General features: G+C 66.2%; 17 protein-coding genes. 6 read left to right on the top strand and 11 right to left on the bottom strand.

Annotated features, from left to right (window positions below):
* Positions 1-976: 976 nt before the first annotated feature.
* The 10 genes from BLU17_RS08085 to BLU17_RS08040 all read right to left on the bottom strand — a co-directional run bounded on the left by BLU17_RS08085 (position 977) and on the right by BLU17_RS08040 (position 13,004).
* Positions 977-3,067: an ABC transporter ATP-binding protein gene (locus BLU17_RS08085; RefSeq protein ID WP_245746765.1), complete on the bottom strand. Its 2,091-nt coding sequence runs from the start codon at positions 3,065-3,067 to the stop codon at positions 977-979.
* Complete coding sequence (locus BLU17_RS08080; RefSeq protein ID WP_091996207.1) at positions 3,064-3,954, bottom strand: ABC transporter permease; 891 nt, start codon at positions 3,952-3,954, stop codon at positions 3,064-3,066. Before BLU17_RS08080 ends, BLU17_RS08085 begins: the two co-directional genes overlap by 4 nt.
* Complete coding sequence (locus BLU17_RS08075; protein WP_091996206.1) at positions 3,951-4,988, bottom strand: ABC transporter permease; 1,038 nt, start codon at positions 4,986-4,988, stop codon at positions 3,951-3,953. The genes BLU17_RS08080 and BLU17_RS08075 overlap by 4 nt, the downstream gene beginning before the upstream one ends.
* Positions 4,989-5,028: 40 nt before the next feature.
* Complete coding sequence (locus tag BLU17_RS08070) at positions 5,029-6,729, bottom strand: ABC transporter substrate-binding protein (protein WP_091996205.1); 1,701 nt, start codon at positions 6,727-6,729, stop codon at positions 5,029-5,031.
* 202 nt (positions 6,730-6,931) lie between these two features.
* A complete protein-coding gene (locus tag BLU17_RS08065) occupies positions 6,932-7,939 on the bottom strand; it encodes a HoxN/HupN/NixA family nickel/cobalt transporter (protein ID WP_091996204.1) in 1,008 nt (335 codons plus the stop codon).
* An 18-nt stretch (positions 7,940-7,957) separates the two neighbouring features.
* Positions 7,958-8,464, bottom strand: a complete 507-nt coding sequence (locus tag BLU17_RS08060) for a cupin domain-containing protein (RefSeq protein WP_091996203.1) — start codon at positions 8,462-8,464, stop codon at positions 7,958-7,960.
* 222 nt (positions 8,465-8,686) lie between these two features.
* The gene (gene fusA / locus BLU17_RS08055) at positions 8,687-10,795 is read right to left on the bottom strand and encodes an elongation factor G (RefSeq protein WP_091996324.1); all 2,109 of its coding nucleotides are present in this window, start codon (positions 10,793-10,795) and stop codon (positions 8,687-8,689) included.
* Positions 10,796-11,141: 346 nt separating this feature from the next.
* Positions 11,142-11,660 carry a DUF192 domain-containing protein gene (locus tag BLU17_RS08050; protein WP_091996202.1) on the bottom strand — a complete coding sequence of 173 codons (519 nt, stop codon included), beginning with the start codon at positions 11,658-11,660 and terminating at the stop codon, positions 11,142-11,144.
* A 214-nt stretch (positions 11,661-11,874) separates the two neighbouring features.
* Positions 11,875-12,078 (bottom strand): hypothetical protein, encoded by a 204-nt coding sequence (locus BLU17_RS08045; protein ID WP_091996201.1) that lies wholly within the window; start codon positions 12,076-12,078, stop codon positions 11,875-11,877.
* A gap of 344 nt (positions 12,079-12,422) precedes the next feature.
* Positions 12,423-13,004 carry a pseudouridine synthase gene (locus BLU17_RS08040; protein WP_091996200.1) on the bottom strand — a complete coding sequence of 194 codons (582 nt, stop codon included), beginning with the start codon at positions 13,002-13,004 and terminating at the stop codon, positions 12,423-12,425.
* 365 nt (positions 13,005-13,369) lie between these two features.
* On the opposite strand from BLU17_RS08040, the gene icd reads away from it, so the two are divergent.
* The 3 genes from icd (at position 13,370) to BLU17_RS08025 (ending at position 16,914) form a co-directional block, all read left to right on the top strand.
* Positions 13,370-14,626: an NADP-dependent isocitrate dehydrogenase gene (gene icd / locus BLU17_RS08035; protein WP_091996199.1), complete on the top strand. Its 1,257-nt coding sequence runs from the start codon at positions 13,370-13,372 to the stop codon at positions 14,624-14,626.
* Between the two features lie 181 nt (positions 14,627-14,807).
* Positions 14,808-15,164, top strand: coding sequence for a hypothetical protein (locus BLU17_RS08030; RefSeq protein ID WP_091996198.1), 357 nt, complete (start codon positions 14,808-14,810; stop codon positions 15,162-15,164).
* A gap of 151 nt (positions 15,165-15,315) precedes the next feature.
* Entirely contained in the window at positions 15,316-16,914 is a 1,599-nt protein-coding gene (locus tag BLU17_RS08025) for a multicopper oxidase family protein (protein WP_091996197.1), read from the top strand.
* A 78-nt stretch (positions 16,915-16,992) separates the two neighbouring features.
* Here BLU17_RS08025 and cspD read toward each other — a convergent pair whose 3' ends face one another.
* The gene (cspD, locus tag BLU17_RS08020) at positions 16,993-17,199 is read right to left on the bottom strand and encodes a cold shock domain-containing protein CspD (RefSeq protein ID WP_017776809.1); all 207 of its coding nucleotides are present in this window, start codon (positions 17,197-17,199) and stop codon (positions 16,993-16,995) included.
* A 567-nt stretch (positions 17,200-17,766) separates the two neighbouring features.
* On the opposite strand from cspD, the gene clpS reads away from it, so the two are divergent.
* The 3 genes from clpS to BLU17_RS08005 all read left to right on the top strand — a co-directional run bounded on the left by clpS (position 17,767) and on the right by BLU17_RS08005 (position 21,978).
* The gene (gene clpS / locus BLU17_RS08015) at positions 17,767-18,081 is read left to right on the top strand and encodes an ATP-dependent Clp protease adapter ClpS (protein ID WP_091996196.1); all 315 of its coding nucleotides are present in this window, start codon (positions 17,767-17,769) and stop codon (positions 18,079-18,081) included.
* Positions 18,078-20,369 carry an ATP-dependent Clp protease ATP-binding subunit ClpA gene (clpA, locus tag BLU17_RS08010; protein ID WP_091996195.1) on the top strand — a complete coding sequence of 764 codons (2,292 nt, stop codon included), beginning with the start codon at positions 18,078-18,080 and terminating at the stop codon, positions 20,367-20,369. The genes clpS and clpA overlap by 4 nt, the downstream gene beginning before the upstream one ends.
* Before the next feature lie 193 nt (positions 20,370-20,562).
* The gene (locus BLU17_RS08005; protein ID WP_245746764.1) at positions 20,563-21,978 is read left to right on the top strand and encodes an amino acid permease; all 1,416 of its coding nucleotides are present in this window, start codon (positions 20,563-20,565) and stop codon (positions 21,976-21,978) included.
* Positions 21,979-21,987 lie beyond the last annotated feature (9 nt).

Genomic DNA, 21,987 nt, shown 5'->3' with positions numbered 1-21,987 from the left:
CGATCCGCTCGGGCCAGTGCCGCCCACACTGGAGCTGCCGCTGCGAGCGGGACCCGCCCCGCTTGCCGGAGCGGCACCCGCGCCGCCGCCGTTCGAACCCGATGCGCCGGAACCGCCGTGGCTGCCGCCGTTGCCCCGAACACACGTGCCACCGGGGCGGCTGACACAATCGCCCGGCGCGAACACGGCGGAAACGTCGGCCGCGAGGTTGAATGAATCGGATTCCGAATCATCCTGCGAGGCCGCTCCTCTTGCGGGTGACCCTGGACCAGGCGATGGGGCAACCAGTGCGCCGGCGGCGCCGAAACCTTCAGGCCCGCTGGCTGGCAATGGCGCGTCGGCGAGAAGGATCACCGGATTGATGGCGTCGTCGCTGTCGGCGGCATGCGCGGCGAGCGCCGGGAGCAGCAGCCCCGCTCCCATCGCACATATTGCCGTTCGCCGAATTACCCCGTAGCAGTGCTGATGAATCTTCGCATTTTTCATCGTGTTCTCCCCGCGAGGCAGCGGCGTCTTGCGGCGTCGCTTTTCGCCTCCCCGTGCCGGGCTGCACACCCCGTATGCGTGCGCCGGTCCCCGTCGGACGACGCCCGCAGTCGATACACAGGGCACCCAGACGACCACGCGTCGGATGACCGTCTTACGCAGGACTGCTTGAGGATTGTCGGTGCCCGCGTCGTGTGGGGCGGCAGATCACAAGCGTGTCGAGCGCCCGGTCATCCGTGCGTCCGGCGCGACGACCCGCGGTGTCGCGCTGGATTGCGGCGGCTGGATGCCGCTGCGGATCTAGCCAGTTCTGTGCCATTGGCCCGGGAGTGGCCTGTGGGATGGGCTTGACATTTGATGTACCGTCCACGCGACGGAAAATCCGCTGAAAACGTTGCGGCGATGAAACGCGCCCGTGTTACCGCGTGACTTCGCGTTGCAAAAGCGGACAGCGCAACGAATTCGCGGCGATATGCGCGGCAACGCACACTCAGGTTGCCGCGCGTATGTCTTTTTCCGCGTCTTGCAATGCGCGCAGTTCAGCAATGGGAATGTGGCAGAGAATGCGATGGCCGCCACCCGCATCGGCGAGCGGAGGGGGCGCCTCGTCGCAGATGGCGCCGAGCTTGCGCGGGCAGTGCGCACGGAAGATGCAGCCGCGCGGCGGCGCCAGCGGCGTGCCGTTTGCGGACGATTCGCCAAGCGCGCGCGCGGCGAGCAGCGTTTCCGTATACGGATGCCACGGGCCGTCGAACACGGCCGCGGCGGGACCGCTTTCCACGACGCGGCCCGCGTAGAGCACGACGACGCGATCGGCGAGATAGCGCACGACGTCGAGGTCGTGCGAGATGAACAGATAGCTCACGTCGCGCTCGCGCTGCAGGCGCGCGAGCAGATTGAGGATGGCGGCCTGCACGGAGACGTCCAGCGCGGAAGTGGGCTCGTCGCAGATCACGATGCGCGGCTCGCCCGCGAACGCCTGGGCGATCGCCACGCGTTGCTTGAGGCCGCCCGAGAGTTGACGCGCGCGCGCCGCGAGATAGCGCGCGGGCACGCGCACGGCTTCGAGCAGCCCAGCGATACGGGATTCGTCGGAGGCGTCGTGCGTCGGCGGGGCGCCGTCGTGAGGCCGCGCAAGCGCGCGTGCGATCAGCCGCTTCACGGGCAGCGCGCGATTGAGCGAGCCGTCGGGATGCTGGAACACGACGCGCAGCGCCGCCCGCTCGCCGGCACGACGGCGAGCCACGCGCGCGTGCAGGCGCTTGCCGTCGAGTTCGACGGCGCCGCCCGCGTCGGGCGCGTGCAGGCCTAGCAGCAACCGCGCGAGCGTCGTCTTGCCGCTGCCCGATTCGCCGACGAGCCCGAGCGTCTCGCCCGCGTGCAGTTCGATCGACACGCCGTCTAGCGCGCGCACCGCCTGCGCGCCGTGTCCGAACGTGCGCGAGACATCGAGCGCGCGCAGCACCACGCGCGGTTCGCTTTCGCCATTCAGGACGGCGCCTTGCGATGTCCGCGGCGCCTCGGGGGGAGCGGCAAACGGCAATTCGATCGCGCGCTCGTGATAGTGGCAGCGCGACATCTGCTCGCCGTGCACCGAGGCCATGCGATGCGGCGGCGGCGCCTGCTCGCGGCAACGCGCATCGGCGAGGCGGCAACGCGGCGCATAGATGCAGCCTGGCGCGCTCGCACCGGGCGCCGGCAGCTCGCCGGGTATCGTGTCGAGCGCGCCCGCGTGCTTGTTGCGCCCGCGCGTCGGCAGGCAGCGCAGCAGGCCGACCGTGTATGGGTGGCGCGCGCGCTCGAACACGTCGCGCGTGGCGCCTTCCTCCACGAGCCGCCCCGCGTAGAGCACGCCCACGCGTTCGCACATGCGCCCGATCACGGCGAGATCGTGGCTGATGAGCAGCACGGCCATGCCGAGTTCGGCGCGCAGCTTCGCGATGAGATCGAGGACCTCGGCTTCGACGGTGGCGTCGAGGCCCGTGGTCGGTTCGTCGAGGATCAGGAGCGCGGGGTTCGACGCGAGCGCCATCGCGATCACCACGCGCTGCTGCATGCCGCCCGAGAGCTGATGCGGATAGCTCGCGAGCACGCGGCCCGGATCGGCGATGCGCACGCGTTCGAGCATCGCGTGCGAGCGCGAGCGCGCCACGCTCGCGTCGGCGCCCGCGGCTTCGAATGCTTCGCTCAACTGGCGCGCAACGGTGAGCGTGGGATTGAGCGCGCCCGCCGGGTCCTGGTAGACCATCGAAACCGCGTTGGCGCGCAGCGTGCGCAGGCCGTCGGCGTCGAGCGCGAGCACGTCCTCGCCGGCGACGGCGATTTTGCCCGCCTTCACGCGGCCGTTGCGCGGGAGATAGCGCAGGGCGGCGAGCGCGACCGTCGACTTGCCGCAGCCCGACTCGCCCACGAGCCCATACGCCTCGCCACGCCGGACGCGCAGCGAGACGTCGGTGAGCACGTCGCGCTCGCGCCCGCGCACGCGGTAGGCGACGGTGAGGCCGACGAGCGCGAGCGCGTCGTCCTCGCGCGGGGCGCCGAACGTGGCGAGAGCGGGGCGGGAGGAAGCGGGGCGGTTCACGACTGGAGCACCTCGCGCAGGCTGTCGGCGATGAGGTTCACGGCCACCACGAGCGAGGCGATGGCGAGCGCGTCGAACGCGACGGTCCACCATGCGCCGCCCGCGAGCAGCGTGTACGACTCGGCGAGCGCGAGCCCCCAGTCGGCGGAAGGCGGCTGAATGCCGAAGCCGAGGAACGACAGCGTCGCCACCGCGAAGATCGCATAGCCGAGGCGCACCGTCGCCTCGACGACGATGGGCGGCCACACGTTCGGCAGGATCTCCGTGAACATCACGGCCAGCGCGTTCGCGCCGCGCAGCCGCGCCGCCGCCACGTAGTCGAGATGGCGCTCCGCGAGCACGGCGGCCCGCACCGTGCGCGCGACGAGCGGCGCGAACGTAATGCCGATCACGAGCACTACCGCGAGATTCGAGGCGCCCACGGCCGCGAGCACGAGCAGCGCGACGATCACGAGCGGCAGCGCGAGCACGGCGTCGAGCGTGCGCGCGACGAGCGTGCCGAACACGCCTTCGAAATAGCCGGTGACGAGCCCGAGCGCCGCGCCCGCGAGCGTGCCGACGAGCGTGGCGAGCGGCGCGATCGTGAGGATGTCGCGCGCGCCCACGATCACGCGCGAACAGATATCGCGGCCAAGCTGGTCGGTGCCGCACCAGTGCGTATGGTCGGGCGGCGTGAGCGAGCTGAGCGGGTCGGACGCATAGGCGTCGTACGGCGCGAACCACGGCCCGGCGAGCGCGCAGACGATCCACCAGACGAGGATCAACACGCCCGCGACGAACGAGGGCGAGCGCAGCAGCAGATGCAGCGTGTCGCGCAGGCGCGTGTCGGCGAGCGGCTCCGTCTCCGGCTCGCCGTGCGAAATTGCTTCGGATGCCGTATCGTTCATGCGCCTCCCGGGGTGCGCAGGCGCGGGTCGAGCAGCGCGTGCAGCGCGTCCGCGGCGAGATTTGCAACCGTGTAGACGGCGCCCACCGCGAGCACGCCCGCCTCGAGCAGCGGGAAATCCTTCGCTTTCGCCGCGTTGTAGACGAGCGAGCCGACGCCCGGATAACGGAACAGCGTTTCCACCACGACGAGCCCGCCGATCAGATAGCCGAGCTGGGTGGCCGCCACCGTCACGCTGGGCAGCAGCGCGTTGCGCAGCACGTGCCGCACGATCACGACGTGGCTTGGCAGTCCTTTGAGGATCGCGGTGCGCGTGTAGTCGGCGTCGAGCGCGGCGATCGTGCCCGCCCGCGCGATGCGCGCGAGATAGCCGAAGAACACGAGCACGAGCGGCAGCACCGGCAACGCGAGATGCCGCAATTGTTCGAGCGCGCCCGCGCCGGCGGGCGCGGCGGCTTCGATCGGCAGCCAGCGCAGCCACACGCCGAAGATGAGGATCAGCACGATCGACGAAACGAACTCCGGCACCGCGCTGGCGCACAGCCCGCCCGTGCTGATCGCGCGATCGATCAGGCGGCCTTCGTGCAGCGCCGCCCACACGCCGCCCGCGATACCGAGCGGCACCACCACCACGAACGCGAGCAGACCGAGCGTGGCCGACTGCGCGAGCGCGTCGCCCACGAAGGGTGCGACGGGCTGCCTGTAACTCCACGACATGCCGAAGTCGCCGCGCAAGGCGTGCGCGATCCACGAGAGGTATTGGTCGACGGCCGGCCGGTCCGCGCCCAGCTCGTGATTGAGGGCGGCGACGGCGCGCGCGTCGGCGAGCGGGCCGAGCACGGCGCGGCCGATGTCGCCGGGCAGCAACTGGCCGCCCGCGAACACGAGCACCGAGAGCAGCCAGAGCGTGAAGATCGCCCATGCGGCGCGCCGGCCGAGAAAGCGCGCGATGCCCGCGCCCGGCGTGAACGTGCGCGGGCGCGCCGCGCCGGCGGGACCGGCCGGATGAGGCGCTGGCGGGAGCGGAGTAGCCATCGAACCTCCGTTTCGGTTGCGCTTGCGTCGCGCGCCGGGTTCAGGCGGCGAGCGTCGCGCGGTCGAAATAGAGCTGGGCGAGCGCCGTGAAGCGCACGCCCGAGAGCGCGGTGCGCTGCGCGATCAACTGGTCGTAGAAGTACGGGATGATCACGGGCGTTTCGTCGAGCAGGAGCGTCTGGATCTGCTTCGCCACCTGCTTCTGGGCGGCCACGTCGAGCGTCGCCGCGAATTGCGCGACCAGCTTGTCGTACTGCGCGTTGCGAAAATGCGCAGCATTCCACGTGCCGCCCGAAGTGAGCGGCGCATTGAGGAACACGTTCGGCACGCCGCGATGGCCGTAGTCGGTAATGCCGAGCGGCGAGTCGAGCCAGTCCGATTTGCCGAACGTCCCCGCGCCGTAATACTGCGACTGGCTCTCCACCTTGAGCGTCACGCGAACGCCGATCGCTTTCGCCGCGTTCTGCACGACCACCGCGAGGTCGGGGATCTCCATGTACTTTTCGGTGGTGAGCGTCACGTCGAAGCCGTTGGCCACGCCGGCCTGCGCGAGCAACTGGCGGGCGGTCGCGAGATCGACCTTGCGTTGCGGCACGCCGGTCGCCGTGGAGGGGAAGATCGGCGCGAACGGGCTGTCGTTGCCGACCACGGCGCGGCCCTTGAAGAGCCCGCGCACGAGCACGTCGCGATCGAGCGCCAGCGCGAGCGCCTGGCGCACGCGCTTGTCCCTGAACGTGGGCGAGTCGTTGCGCATGTGGATCTGGCGGTGCGCGCTCGAACGCACGCCGATCACCTTGAAGTCGGGATTGTTGAGGATGCCGATGCCGCCCTGCACGGTGAAGGTGCCCATCACGTCGGCCTGATGGCCTTGCAGCGCGAGCAACTGCGCCTGCTCGTCGGCGTAGAACGCGAACTGCACGCGCTCGGGCAGCGCCTTGTCGCCCCAGTAGCCGGGATTGCGCACGAAGCTCGCGCCGCGCCGCGCTTCGTATTTGTCGAGCTTGAACGGTCCCGTGCCGATGAAGGTCTTTTCGTAATTGCCCGCATAGTTGGCGGGCAGCATCACGGCATTGTAGTTGTCCGAAGAAACGTAGTAGGCGAAGTTGCCGTTGGGCGCGTCGAGATGGAACTCGACCGTGTGATCGTCGATGGCCTTCGCGCCGCCTGTCGAGAGCACGCCCTTGAGTACCGAGAGCGCCGCCGAGCCGCTCGCGGGATCGGCGAGGCGATCGAAGGTCGCGACCACGTCCCTCGCGCCGAACGGCTGGCCGTCGTGGAATTTCACGTTGGGGCGCAGCTTGAACGTCCAGACGTCTGCTTTGGCGTTCGCTTGCCACGAGAGCGCGAGCGCCGGTTGCAGACGGCCTTGCGCGTCGTCGTTGGCGAGGAATTCGCCGGTCTGGTTCAAAAGGCACAGCGCGCCCGCGTCGGTCACGGTGAGCGGGTCGACGGCGCCCGCGGGCATCAGGTGGGCGACGCGGATCGTCTGGTTGCCGGGTTTCGCCGCGGCCTGCGCGTGCGCGCTGCGCGGCACGGCGAGTCCCGCAAGGGCCGGCAGCGCCGTGAGCCCTATCGCGCTCGCGTAGCGCAGCAGCTCGCGGCGTGTGAGACGGCCGGCGAGGAATTCGTCGAGGGCGTGGTTGCCGTGGTCGCCGGCATGACGGCGCAGCGGGGCGAGGCGGGACGGGTCGGACAGGCCAGGGCCAAGGCCAGGAAAACGGCGGGACTGCGGTCGTTTCATCGGTGCGGATTTCCGTGCGGTTCCGTTCAGGGGACGCGCTGGCGTGCGCGACGGCGGCATGCGGTACGGCAAACGACGAATGGTTCCCGCGAAGCGGGGCAATCCGCGCCTAGTTTACGCGTTTTCGGCGAACGAGGCGTAGGGCAGGGTCACGCGAGGTTGCGCACGGCTAAGGCATCGTGCGAAGGGCGGCGGGCTTCGTTCAACGAGCTGGCGCGGGCCGGCGCCAGCGGTGGAACAGCACCGAGCCGATCCAGCAGGCGATGAACGCCGCGACGATGCCGTAACCCAGCTCGCCGAAGCGCTCGTTCAGGGCGGCCACGAGCATCCATGCGCCGCCGCTCGCGCCGAGCTTGCCGGCGATGAGCCCGAGCGCTTCCACGCCGCCGATCACGATCGCCACGAGCGCCGAGACGAACGTGATGCTCGCGTTGTAATAGAGCTTGCGCTTCGGGTCGTCCATGGCCCAGCCGTAGGCGTGGACCATCAGAACGTTGTCGGTGGAATCGACGAGCGTCATGCCTGCCGTGAAGAGCGCCGGGAACACGAGAATCGAATACATCGGCAGGCCATTGCCCGCTTCGGCGGCGGCGATGGCGAGCAGGCCGATCTCGGTGGCCGTGTCGAAGCCGAGGCCGAACAGCACGCCCACGGGGTACAGGTGCCAGCTCTTCGTGACGAGCGCGAAGAGCGGACGCAGCGCGCGCGAGAAGAGCCCGGCCGGAGCGGGGACGTCGCCCGCGTCGTCACCGTGCTGCGCGCGCCGGTAGCGCGTCCACACGTCGCGCAGGATCACGAGGTTCACGCCCGCGAGCACGAGCAGGAACGTCGACGAAACCAGCGTGCCGATGGTCGAGCCGATTTCGTGGAACTGCTCGAAGCGGCCGTGCAGCGAGAGCGCCGTGAGCGCGATGCCGAGCGTCGCGACGATGACGACCGTCGAATGGCCGAGCGAGAACGCGAGCCCCACGCCGAGCGGCCGCTCGCCCTGCTGCATGAGCTTGCGCGTGACGGCGTCGATGGCGGCGATGTGGTCCGCGTCCACCGCATGGCGCAGGCCGAAGCCGTAGGCGAGCAGCGCGGTGCCGAGCAGCAGCGGATAGTGGCGAAACGCGATCAGCGCCCACGCCCAGGCACCGAGATTGACGGCGGCAAGCGCGGCGTAGAGCGCGATCAGGCGGGTGCGGAGCGGGGCGGCGGGAGTCGTCATTGGCGTGGTGCGCTGCGCTCAGTGATCGTGCGGATGGCGGTGGATCGGATCGACCCAGTAGACGGTTTCGGGCTGTTCCACGGCGTCGATGTTCAGGTTCACGACGACGGCCTCGTTGTCGCTGCGCACGAGCACGCATTCGAGCGGGTCGTCGGTGCTTGCGTTGATCTCCTGGTGCGGCACATAGGGCGGCACGAAGATGAAGTCGCCGGGGCCCGCTTCGGCGGTGAACTCCAGATGTTCGCCCCAGCGCATGCGCGCGTGGCCGCGAACGACGTAGATCACGCTCTCCAGCGCGCCATGATGATGCGCGCCCGTCTTCGCGTTCGGATGGATCGTGACCGTGCCCGCCCAGATTTTCTGCGCCCCCACGCGCGCCGCGTTGATGGCGGCCGCCCGGTTCATGCCCGGTGTTTGCGCCGTGTTCGTGTCGAGCTGATCGCCGCGAATCACCTTTACGCCGTGCTCGCGCCAGTCGGGCGTGGAGGGCGCGGCGCCGTGCTCATTGTCGTGGTCGTGGCTCATGGTCGTGTCTCCTTTGGGGGGGCCGTCGCGCTTCGTCGTCCATTGCCCGATTTGCCCGGCGGATATATCGGCTCATTGTGACATGGTCAAAATTGACGCCTCGCTCCGCGCTGCATGGGCGGTGTTGCGCACAAGCACGCCGGGCGAAAAAAAAGCCCGTCCTCGCGGTAATGCAGGGGACGGGCCTCGGGTCGCCTTGCCGGGCTGGCGCCGGCAAGGCGCTTATGACTTCTTCGCGTTGATGACCGCTTCGGCCACGTTCTGCGGCGTTTCGGCGTAGTGCTTGAACTCCATCGTGTAGGTGGCGCGGCCCTGGGTGAGCGAGCGCAGCGACGTGGAGTAGCCGAACATTTCCGAGAGCGGCACCTCGGCGCGCACGATCTTGCCGCCGCCGCCCGCGATGTCCTCCATGCCCTGCACGATGCCGCGCCGGCTCGACAGGTCGCCCATCACGTTGCCCATGAAGTCCTCGGGCGTCTCGACTTCGACGGCCATCATCGGTTCGAGCAGAATGGGCTTCGCGCGCCGCATCGCTTCCTTGAACGCCATCGAGCCGGCCATGCGGAACGCGTTTTCGTTCGAGTCGACGTCGTGGTACGAGCCGAACGTGAGCGTGACCTTCGTGTCGACCACGGGGTAGCCCGCGAGCACGCCGGCCTTCAGCGTTTCCTCGATGCCCTTGTTGACGGCCGGGATGAACTCGCGCGGAATCACCCCGCCCTTGATCGCGTCGACGAACTCGTAGCCCTTGCCCGGTGGCTGCGGTTCGAGCGTGATGACCGCATGGCCGTACTGGCCGCGCCCGCCCGACTGCTTGACGAACTTGCCCTCGACGTCCTCGACCTTGTTGCGCACCGTCTCGCGGTACGCGACCTGCGGCTTGCCGACCGTGGCCTCCACGCCGAACTCGCGCTTCATGCGATCGACGAGAATTTCGAGGTGCAGCTCGCCCATGCCCGAGATGATGGTCTGGCCGGATTCCTCGTCAGTCTGCACGCGGAACGACGGGTCTTCCTGCGCGAGCCGGTTGAGCGCGATGCCCATCTTTTCCTGGTCGGCCTTGGTCTTCGGCTCGACGGCCTGCGAGATCACGGGCTCGGGGAAGATCATCTTTTCGAGCACGATCGGGTGAGCCGGGTCGCAGAGCGTGTCGCCCGTCGTCGCTTCCTTCAGGCCGACGGCCGCCGCGATGTCGCCCGCGCGCACTTCCTTGATTTCCTTGCGCTCGTTCGCGTGCATCTGCAGGATGCGGCCGAGGCGCTCGCGCTTTTCCTTGATCGCGTTGAGCACGGTGTCGCCCGATTCCACCACGCCCGAATAGACGCGGAAGAAGATCAACTGGCCGACGAACGGGTCGGTCATGATCTTGAAGGCGAGTGCCGAGAACGGCTCGTCGTCGCTCGGGTGGCGCTCGATTTCCTTGTCGTCGAGGTCGTGGCCGAGAATCGCCGGCACGTCCACGGGCGAGGGCAGGTAGTCGATCACGGCGTCGAGCATGGCCTGCACGCCCTTGTTCTTGAACGCGCTGCCGCACAGCATCGGCACGATCTCGTTGGCGATCGTGCGCTTGCGCAGGCCGGCCTTGATCTCCTCTTCGGTCAGGCTCTCGTGATCTTCGAGATATTTTTCGAGCAGCGTTTCGTCGGCTTCGGCGGCGGCCTCGACCATCTTCTCGCGCCACTCGTGCGCGAGATCGACGAGGTTCGCGGGGATGTCCGCGTATTCGAACTTCACGCCCTGGCTTTCGTCGTCCCAGACGATCGCCTTCATCTTCACGAGATCGACCACGCCCTGGAAGTGGTCCTCGGCGCCGACCGGAATCTGGATCGGCACGGCCACGCCCTTCAGGCGCTCGCCGATCTGCCGCTGCACGCGGAAGAAGTCCGCGCCGACGCGGTCCATCTTGTTGACGAACGCGATGCGCGGCACCTTGTACTTGTTCGCCTGGCGCCACACGGTTTCCGACTGCGGCTGCACGCCGCCCACGGAGTCGTACACCATGCACGCGCCGTCGAGCACGCGCATGGAGCGCTCGACCTCGATCGTGAAGTCGACGTGTCCCGGCGTGTCGATGATGTTGATGCGATGTTCGGGATAGTTGCCGGCCATGCCTTTCCAGAACGCGGTGGTCGCGGCCGACGTGATCGTGATGCCGCGTTCCTGTTCCTGCTCCATCCAGTCCATGGTCGCCGCGCCGTCGTGAACCTCGCCCAGCTTGTGATTCACGCCGGTGTAGAAAAGGATGCGCTCGGTCGTAGTGGTTTTGCCGGCATCGATGTGAGCGCTGATCCCGATGTTGCGATAGCGCTCGATGGGGGTCTTGCGAGGCACGGTGATCTCCTTGGAATGACGCGCCATGGAAGCTGCCGGGCGGCACGCGGCGCGGCCAGCGCGCGGCCCGATGCGCCGCACGGCGCCGGCCATCGTGGCACGGGTCATGCGGGGTTAACAGGATAGCGCTTGCGCGGCGGTTTTGCAGGGCATATGTCGCGGCGCGGGAAGGGCTGCGGCGGCGCCGGGCGGGGCGCCGGAGCGTAGGCGCGCGCTATGCAATGCGCACGGCGCCTCGGCGTTTACGGACGCAAAAAAACCGGCGCCGCGTGCGGGCGGGGCCGGTTTGTGCTTGTGCGCCGCGCCTCGTGACGCGCGGATATCGCACAGTTACCGCGGTTACTGATTACTGTAGCGGCGGCAATCCCTGGATCTTCATGCCGGGCTTGATGCCCTTCGACGTGAACCAGCCCTTGGGCATTTCTAGCGCAAAGGTGCCATTGTTGCGCGGGCAGTGGTTATTGGTCGTTTCGGCCTGCATTTCGTCGATGTCGGTGATCGTGCCGTCGGCACGAATGAATGCAATCGACAACGGGATCAACGTGTTCTTCATCCAGAAGCAGTGCACCGCATTCTCGCCGAAGACGAACAGCATGCCTTCATTGGGTCCGAGCTGCGTGCGGTACATGAGGCCTTGCTCGCGATCCGCATCGTTGGCGGCGACCGCCGCGTCGATCACGAACATGCCTGCCGTGAGCTTCACGCGCGGAAATTCGCCGGGTTGTTTTGCGCCGGGCGGCATTTGCTGCGCGTGGGCGATGCTCGACGTTGCCGCCGTGGTGATCGTAAGCGCCGCGCAAACGGCGAACGGCAATGCGACGGCAAACACGCAGCGCACGAAGAACGGGCGCAGTGAAAATCGCACGAGGGGCTCCTTGCTTTAGGTTAATTCGGGCATGTTACGCGACCAGGTCAGAACCGGTCAAAATGTGCTGCGCCCGGCGGATGTGCGTCCCGAGACGACACGCATGAAAACCGCGCGGCCAAACAAAAAAGGCAGAACGCCTTGCGGCGCCCTGCCTTTCGTCGCGCTGAAGAGCGGCAGCGTATGCCGTTCCTCGATGCGTCTTACAGCGAGCTTACTCCGAAGCTGCCGAAGCGGCTTCAGCCTTCGCTGCCTTCTTGTGCGACGACTTCTTGTGGGCCTTCTTGTGAGCAGCCTTGTGTGCCGGTGCCGAAGCAGCAGCAGCCGGAGCGGCCGAAGCGGCTTCCGGAGCCGAAGCTTGTGCGAATGCAGCCGATGCGAAGAGGCCAGCGACCAGAGCAGCGATCAGTTTGTTCATGTTGTGAATCCTCAGCTTGAGTTAATTAACCAAGTGACCCGGTTTTTGGAGTCAGGTCGGTAAACGTGCCATCCACCTTTCGGTTGACAGTCGCCTTCGACAAATTCGCAAGAACTTGCGTTGGTACGTCTGCCAGCGGTCGGGACCGTGCATTGCTGCGAGGACCCTGAAGGCTGAATGCCGGATAGCTTCGGGGCGGCATCTGCGTCGAATAACGCATGGTCTCGCAAGACGGTTGACGCGAAGTTTTTATTTGCTTCATCACGAGCCGGGCACGAATAGGGGGGGACGTGTCGCGTGATTGAAGAAAATCAATTGGCCGGCGAAAAATGCTTGCGCGACAGTCACTTGTGTTTGCGAGGAGCGCTTTGCCATGGGGCATTGGCGGGCACGTCAATGCTTTCGCCGGGCGCAAGGCCGAGCGAAAAAATATCGATCGCGCCGATCGCGACGCGCACGAGGCGCAGCGTCGGATAGCCCACCGCAGCGGTCATGCGTCGCACTTGCCGGTTCTTGCCTTCGCTGATCGCGATCTCGATCCACGTAGTGGGTATCGACGCGCGATAACGAATGGGCGGATTGCGCGGCCACACATGTTCGGGCGCCGCGATCACTTTTGCGCGACACGGCTGCGTCACGAAGTCACCGAGATCGACGCCGCGTTCGAGCGCGGCAAGTGCGGCCGCATCGGGCTCGCCTTCCACTTGCGCCCAATAGCGCTTCACGAGCTTGCGCTTCGGTTCGGCGATGCGTGCCTGCAAGGCGCCGTCGTCGGTGAGGAGCAGGAGCCCTTCGCTGTCGGAGTCGAGTCGGCCTGCGGGATAGACGCCCGGCACCTTCACCCAGTCCGCCAGTGACTGACGCGTTTCATGCGGCGAGAACTGGCAGATCGTACCGAACGGTTTATTGAGGGCGATCAAACGCATGAGAGGGCGGCCGGGAACGAATGGATGACGGGTTAGCGCCGTGCATCTTAATGCATAACCGGCCTCGTCGATTTCCGTGTCTTATATAAGACATAAGACAGGGGCGGGCCGGATCGCAGCCTCGCGCAGTCACGTGGGCTAGAATAGCCGCCAGATTCTCATGCGCACGGGCCGCTCGCGGTGCTTCTTCACCGTGTCGCGCGCCGTGCGCCGCGTGCCCCCGGACAGTCTTGCCGCGAACATCGACCGCGCTGGATGTCGGGAAGCCTCGACGGGGAGAAGCATGTCCGCGGTCGAAACGTCGCCGCTCCCGGAAGCGCTGCGTCATACCCGCTTCCACAGCCTTGCCCTTACTGGAGTCGATCATGCCGTATCAGCACATCAAGGTTCCGACGGGCGGTGACAAGATCACCGTCAATCCGGATTTCTCGCTCAACGTCTCCGACCAGCCGATCATCCCGTACATCGAGGGCGACGGCACGGGCGTCGACATCACGCCGGTCATGCTCAAGGTGGTCGACGCAGCGGTTGAAAAGGCTTATGGCGGCAAGCGCAAGATTCACTGGATGGAGATCTACGCGGGCGAGAAGGCAACGCGCGTGTACGGCCCCGACGTGTGGCTGCCCGAAGAAACGTTCGACGTTCTGAAGGAATATGTCGTGTCGATCAAGGGCCCGCTCACGACTCCGGTGGGCGGCGGCATCCGGTCGCTGAACGTCTCGCTGCGTCAGCAACTCGACCTCTACGTGTGCCTGCGTCCGGTGCAGTACTTCAAGGGCGTGCCTTCGCCGGTGCGTGCGCCGGAGAAGGTCAACATGGTGATCTTCCGCGAGAATTCGGAAGACATTTATGCGGGCATCGAATGGCCTGCCGAGTCCGAGGGCGCGAAGAAGCTCATCAAGTTCCTGCGCGAAGAGATGGGCGTGTCGAAGATCCGCTTCCCGGACAGTTCCGGCATCGGCGTGAAGCCGGTTTCTCGCGAGGGCACGGAGCGCCTCGTGCGCAAGGCGATCCAGTATGCGATCGACAACGAGCGCCGGTCGGTCACGCTCGTGCACAAGGGCAACATCATGAAGTTTACCGAAGGCGCGTTCCGCGACTACGGTTATGCGCTTGCGCAGAAGGAGTTCGCGGCGGAACTCATCGACGGCGGACCGTGGATGAAGATCAAGAACCCGAAGACGGGTGGCGACATCGTGATCAAGGACGTGATCGCCGATGCGTTCCTGCAGCAGATCCTGCTGCGTCCTGCTGAATACGACGTGATCGCCACGCTGAACCTGAACGGCGACTACATTTCCGACGCGCTCGCGGCGCAGGTGGGCGGCATCGGCATCGCACCGGGCGCCAATCTTTCGGATTCCGTAGCGATGTTCGAGGCGACGCACGGCACGGCGCCGAAGTATGCGGGCAAGGACTATGTGAATCCGGGCTCGGAGATTCTCTCGGCGGAAATGATGTTGCGCCATCTCGGTTGGGTCGAGGCGGCCAACCTTATCATTGCGTCGATGGAGAAGTCGATTCTGCAGAAGCGCGTGACGTACGACTTCGCGCGCCTGATGGAAGGGGCGACGCAGGTGTCGTGTTCCGGGTTTGGGCAGGTGATGATCGAAAACATGTAGGCGCGCCGCGCGGCTGCGCGCCGTCTCGCGACTCCCGGCTGGCCGACGGTCTGCCGGGGTTTTTGCTTTTCATGCGGAAATTGCGGACGGGTTGCGCGTGTCCCTGTCGGCGAGCACCGCGATGCCTCTCGTGCGATATGATGATGCGCACCAACTCAGCCGGTCCGTCGCTCCAGTCCGCATGAAATTCCTGTGTCGCTTTCTTCTAGCCTGCCTGTTCGCACTCTTTGCCGTGCGCAGCGCCACGGCATGCGAACACATGCAGCGCAGCGCGTTGCCGCCACAAGCCGTGGCTGCGGCCAGCGCGCATTGCGAGACGGCGAATGCGGGCGACGCGACGCAAACCGGCCGCCACGGTTCTCATGGCGCATGCAGCGCGACCTGCTGCGTCGCCGGTTGCGGTGCGCACTGCGGCGCGCTGCCCGTCGCGATTTCCTTCGATGCGCGGACCACCGGTCGCACCGTGCTCGCCATTCTCCCCGCAGCGCTGCGCGCCGGGATCACGCACGCTCCTCCTTTGCCTCCTCCGATCGCCTGAAGCGGGCCGCTCGCAGGTCGTCGAACACGACCCGCTGCTCGATCGAGGTGCTTCGCGCACGAGTCGCGCGCGAAGCGAATGGCCGCGCGCGCGGCGCGCCTGTCGCTGCGCGTCGCGTGCCCAGGCATGAACGAGGTAGGAGGAACCATCGATGAAACGAAGAACGTTCTTGTCCGGCGCGTTGAGCGCCGCCACGGCGTCGCTGTTCGCGCGGCGCGCATTCGCGCAAGAAGCGAACGATGCCATGCACGCAATGTCCGGCATGGCGGATATGCCCGCCATGTCGGGCGGCATGATGCAGTCGCCGCTGGCGGCTGCCGACGCGTTGCCCGCCGGCGCGCCGCTGGCCGCGCTGCGCACGCTCGCCAACGAGAGCCGCGAGCCGGGCCAGTTTCGCGCGACGCTCGTCGCGCAACTCGCGGCGCGGCCGTTGCTGCCCGGCAAGCCGCCCACGGTTTTCTGGCAGTACGATGCCGGCGCGCCGGCTGAAAAAGACGGTCCGGTCATCGGCCCGCTGATCGACGTGCACGAGGGCGACAACGTTGAAATCACGTTCGTCAACCGCCTTCCCCAGCCGTCGACGATCCACTGGCACGGTTTGCCCGTGCCCCCCGATCAGGATGGCAATCCGTCGAGTCCCGTCGCGCCGGGCGGGCAGCGCGTTTATCGCTTCACGCTGCCGCCGGGAAGTGCGGGCACCTACTGGTATCATCCGCATCCCCACATGCTGACCTCCGGGCAGGTGTCCCATGGGCTGGCGGGCCCCATCGTCGTGCGCGCCGCCGACGATCCGCTCGCCGCGTGGCCCGAGCGGCATCTGTTCGTTTCGGACCTGAAGCTCGCGGCGGACGGCACGATTGCCGCGAACAGCATGATGGACTGGATGAACGGCCGCGAAGGTCAGTTCGTCCTCCTGAACGGTGCGCGGCAGCCGCAGATCGAAGTCGTGCGCGACGAGCGCTGGCGCGTCTGGAACGGATGTAACGCGCGCTATCTGCAACTCGCGTTCGACGACGGCCGCGCTTTCGCGCAAGTCGGCACCGACGGCGGCTTGCTGGGCGCGCCGCGTGAGGGGGGCACCGCGCTTTTGCTGGCCCCCGGCGAACGCGCGGAACTGATCGTGCGCGCCGGGCCGGGTGCGTCGCACGCGTCGTTCATCGCGGCGCAGTACGACCGCGGCAAGATGTCGATGTCGCACGGCAGCTTGCCTGCGGGGCCATCGATGACATTGGCAAACGTCCGCTTCGCGCCGGAACGCGCTACGCATTCCATGCTGCCTGCGCGCCTGCGCGAGATCGTGCCGCTCGATTCGTCACTTACGCGAACGCCCCCGAAGAAAAGCGTGGTGTTCAGCGAGGCGATGGACATGCGCCTGATGCATCAGCCGGGCGCGTCCAGGCGCCGCATGCCGCGCGGCATGCAATTCATGGTGAACGGGGCGGTATTCGATCCGGCGCGCGTGACACTGTCGAGCCGGCGCGGCGAAGTGGAGCACTGGGCGATCGGAAACGGCACGGACATGGATCATCCGTTTCATTTGCACGGCACGCAGTTTCAGGTGCTGGCCCGCGAGCGGAACGGCGAGCGCAAGGAGGAGGAACTGCTGGCGTGGCGCGACACGGTGAACGTGCGGCCCGGCGAGACCGTGCACATTGCGACCGTTCAGCACGAGGCAGGCGATCGCATGTTTCATTGCCACATCATCGAGCACGAGGATCTCGGCATGATGGGCACGTTGCGCGTGAGCTAGCACGCGAACGTTAAAAAACGATGAAGCAAAAAGAAACCCGGCCGTAGCCGGGTTTCCAAGGTACGGGTACCGAACGGATCAGGCTGCTGCCTGAATGTTCGATGCCTGTTTACCCTTCGGGCCTTGCACGACCTCGAAGCTCACCTTTTGCCCTTCTTTGAGGGTCTTGAAGCCGTTCATCTGAATGGCCGAAAAGTGAGCGAACAGGTCCTCACCGCCTTCATCCGGCGTAATGAACCCGAAACCCTTCGCGTCGTTGAACCACTTGACCGTACCGGTTGCCATACCAACTTCCCCTGTAACTCATGTCACTACCACGAGCAGTTCGAAAAGCTAAACGATCGCGGCGCGATCGCCCCCTCCTCACAAGCTCACCAACGGCATTTTTTCGAATTTGAGGCGGTTGAAAAAAGTGCCAGCTTGATTGTTGGGGCTCTTTATTCTGCTGTCAAGAATATTTTGAGACGTTCTCTGACGCGTTGTAAAGAACGCATTTCCAGGGTTTTTCCTGCTTTTCGCCGACGCTGCGCGCAGTGTGCGCGTCATCTTGAAAAACCGCACAATCGACGCACATGGGATGCACCGCATGGAATCTGACATGCTGCGTGCGGGCGCCTACAGTCGCTTTCCACGGCGACGCCAAGGTTGTGCGATACTCGATTCAACGGTGGCGCGAAAGCTGCTGGCAGCAGAATTGTGTACCGGCCCCGCAGCCGGTCGAAGGGATCGGGGCCGGGTCACGGCGCGTGAATTGCTGGCGACGGCATGCAGGTCGCAAGCGCCGGGTTCACCGGACGGCCGGTCGGGTTACGGCAGGATTGCGGGCCTGTCCGAGTTGTTTAGAATGGGTGTATGGCGATTATCCCGGACAAGCAGGATTCAACCGTACTGGAGCGGCAGGAGCAAAAGGTCAAACCGCCCTCCATGTACAAGGTCGTGCTGATGAACGACGACTACACGCCGATGGAATTCGTCGTGATGATCGTGCAGGAATATTTCAATAAGGACCGCGAGACCGCAACGCAGATCATGTTGAAGGTGCATCGCGAGGGCAGGGGAGTTTGTGGGGTCTATACGCGGGACATCGCGTCGACCAAGGTTGAGCAAGTCGTTACCCACGCACGGCAGGCCGGGCATCCGCTGCAGTGTGTGATGGAGGAAGCATGATTGCCCAGGAACTGGAAGTCAGCCTGCACATGGCGTTCATGGAAGCACGTCAGGCGCGGCACGAGTTCATAACGGTCGAGCATCTGCTCCTGGCGCTGTTGGACAATCCAACGGCGGCGGAAGTACTGCGCGCGTGTGCCGCCAATATCGAAGACCTGCGACAGAACCTGCGCAACTTCATTCACGACAACACCCCCACGGTCCCCGGCACCGACGACGTCGATACGCAGCCGACGCTCGGGTTCCAGCGCGTGATCCAGCGCGCGATCATGCACGTCCAGTCGACTTCGAACGGCAAGAAGGAAGTGACGGGCGCGAACGTGCTGGTCGCCATCTTCGGCGAGAAGGATTCGCACGCGGTGTACTACCTGCAGCAGCAGGGCGTCACGCGGCTGGACGTCGTGAACTTCATTTCGCACGGCATCGCGAAAACGGGTAGTGGCGAAGCGGCCAAGGCCAGCGACGCGAACGCCGAAGCCGAAGACGCCGCCGGCCAGAAGGAAACGCCGCTCGCCCAGTTCACGCAGAACCTGAACCAGATGGCGAAGGACGGCCGCATCGATCCGCTGATCGGGCGCGAACTGGAAGTCGAGCGCGTCGTGCAGGTGCTGTGCCGCCGCCGCAAGAACAATCCGCTGCTCGTGGGCGAGGCCGGGGTCGGCAAGACCGCGATCGCGGAGGGCCTCGCCTGGCGGATCACGCGCGGCGAGGTGCCGGACATCCTCGCGGACGCGCAGGTCTACTCGCTCGACATGGGCGCGTTGCTCGCGGGCACCAAGTATCGCGGCGACTTCGAGCAGCGCCTGAAGACGGTGCTCAAGGAGCTGAAGGAGCGTCCGCACGCGATCCTGTTCATCGACGAGATTCACACGCTGATCGGCGCGGGCGCCGCGTCGGGCGGCACGCTCGACGCCTCGAACCTGCTCAAGCCGGCGCTGTCGTCGGGCACGCTCAAGTGCATCGGCGCAACGACGTTCACCGAGTATCGCGGGATTTTCGAAAAGGACGCTGCATTGTCGCGGCGCTTCCAGAAAGTCGATGTGGTCGAGCCGACCGTCGAGCAGACGGTGGCGATCCTGCGCGGCCTGAAATCGCGCTTCGAGGAGCACCACGGCGTGAAGTATTCGTCGGGTGCGCTGAATGCGGCCGCCGAACTCTCGGCGCGCTTCATCACCGACCGTCATCTGCCCGACAAGGCGATCGACGTGATCGACGAAGCGGGCGCGGCGCAACGCATCCTGCCGAAGTCGAAGCAGAAGAAGACCATCGGCAAGAGCGAGATCGAGGAGATCATCTCGAAGATCGCGCGCGTGCCGGCGCAAAGCGTCTCGCAGGACGACCGCAGCAAGCTGCAGACGCTCGACCGCGACCTGAAGGCCGTCGTGTTCGGCCAGGACCCCGCCATCGACGCGTTGTCCGCCTCGATCAAGATGGCGCGCGCGGGCCTCGGCAAGACCGACAAGCCGATCGGCTCGTTCCTGTTCTCGGGCCCGACCGGCGTCGGCAAGACCGAAGTGGCGCGGCAGCTCGCGTTCACGCTCGGCATCGAGCTGATCCGCTTCGACATGTCGGAGTACATGGAGCGCCACGCGGTGAGCCGCCTGATCGGCGCGCCGCCGGGCTACGTCGGGTTCGACCAGGGCGGTCTGCTCACCGAAGCCGTCACGAAGAAGCCGCACTGCGTGCTGCTGCTCGACGAAATCGAGAAGGCGCATCCGGACATCTTCAACGTGCTGCTCCAGGTGATGGACCACGGCACGCTGACCGACAACAACGGCCGCAAGGCAGATTTCCGCAACGTCATCATCATCATGACGACGAATGCGGGCGCCGAGTCGATGAACAAGGCGACGATCGGTTTCACGACCCGCCGCGAGCAGGGCGACGAACTGGCCGACATCAAGCGGCTGTTCACGCCCGAGTTCCGCAACCGGCTCGATGCGACGATCAGCTTCCGCGCGCTCGACGAGGAAATCATCATGCGCGTGGTCGACAAGTTCCTCATGCAGCTGGAGGATCAGTTGCACGAGAAGAAGGTCGACGCGATCTTCACCGACGCGCTGCGCAAGCATCTGGCGAAGCACGGCTTCGACCCGCTCATGGGCGCGCGGCCGATGCAGCGCCTGATCCAGGACACGATCCGCCGTGCGCTCGCCGACGAACTGTTGTTCGGCAAGCTCATGAACGGCGGCCGCGTGACCGTGGACGTGGATGCGGACGACAAGGTCCAGCTCACGTTCGACGAGCAGCCTGCGCCGCGCAACCCGGAAGCGGTCGAAGTGGAGTAAGCGGCCGCGCGGTACGGCGCGCCTGGTCATGCGAGACGGCGTGGTCCGAAAGGACTGCGCCGTTTTCTTTTGCCCGTCGCCGCCTGGGAGGCGGGTGAAGCCTCGCCAGCTAAAATAGGCGCTTTGTCTCGCCGTCGGCGGTTCTTTCATGCGCAGCGCCCGGTCGCGTCTGCGCGAAGCAGGGGTGTAAATAGTGGTACCACATAAATCGGGGGCGTTCGAAACCATCGTCGAGCGCGAAAAGGGGCTGCGCCAGGGCTTGTCCGCCGGGCAGATGACGATGATCGCCGTCGGCGGGGCGGTCGGCACGGGGCTCTTTCTCGGCAGCGGCTTCGCGATTTCGTTTGCCGGCCCGGGCGTGCTGGTCTCTTATGGGATCGGCGCGCTGATCGCCTTGCTGTTGATGGGCGCGCTCGCCGAAATGACCGTCGCGCACCCGGTGCCGGGCTCGTTCGGCGCGTATGCCGAGCACTACATCGGTCCGCTTGCCGGTTTCGTCGTGCGCTATGCGTATTGGTCCGCCTATGTGCTTGCGGTCGGCACCGAGGTTGCGGCGATCGCCGTCTACATGAAATTCTGGTTTCCGCACGTGCCGGGGCTCTACTGGATCGTCGGATTTTCGGCGGCGCTGATCGTTGTGAACGCAATGAGCGTGCGCGCCTACGGCACCATCGAATACCTCTTTTCGAGCCTCAAGATCGCGGCCATCGTCGCGTTCATCGTGCTGGGTGCGTGGTTCGTGTGGCGGGCGCCGGCCGGGTCCGGCGTGGGTTTCGCGAACTACACCTCGCACGGCGGATTGCTGCCGAAGGGTTGGTGGGGCGTCTGGGTGGGGACGATCGTCTCGCTGTTCAGCTACCTCGGCGTGGAGACGATCGCCGTCGCCGCCGCCGAGGCGCGGGACCCGCAGCGCGCCGTCACGCGCGCGTTCCGCGCGACCGTGCTGCGCCTCGTGCTGTTCTACCTGCTCACGCTCGCGCTCATGCTCGCCATCGTGCCGTGGACCGCGGCGGGCGGCGACGAGAGCCCGTTCGTGAAGGTCATGGCCGCGACCGGCGTGCCGTACGCGGCGGGTGCGATCAACTTCGTCGTGCTCGTGGCGGCGCTCTCGGCGATGAACAGCCAGCTCTACATCACCACGCGGATGATGTTCAGCCTCTCGCGCGCCGGGTACGCGCCCACGGTGTTCGGCCGGCTCACGCGCCACGGCGTGCCCACCGCCGCGCTTTCGCTCTCCACCATCGGCATTGCCGTGGCGGCCGTGCTCAATGCGCTCTGGCCACAGGCGGCGTTCACGCTGATGATGTCGATCGCCATGTTCGGCGCGATGTTCACGTGGCTCATGATCTTCGTCACGCAGATATTCTTCCGCATGCGCCGGGAGCGCGAAGGCGGCGCAGCGCTGCGGTTCCGCATGTGGGGCTTCCCGTTCACGAGCGTGCTGGGCGCGATCCTGATGCTCGGCATTCTGGCCGGCACGGCGTTTACGCGCGAGTTCCGCATGACGCTGGCCTATGGCCTCGCGTTTCTCGTGGTGCTCGTGGTGGCGTATGCGCTTTGGTATCGCCGGCGCCCCGATGTGGCCGGGCGAACCGAGGCCACGCTCTAAAAGCAAAAA

The organism is Paraburkholderia lycopersici, from assembly GCF_900096975.1.
Lineage (GTDB): Bacteria > Pseudomonadota > Gammaproteobacteria > Burkholderiales > Burkholderiaceae > Paraburkholderia > Paraburkholderia lycopersici.
Note: the sequence above shows the minus strand (reverse complement) of the source record. Positions and strands in the feature narration are given on the sequence as shown.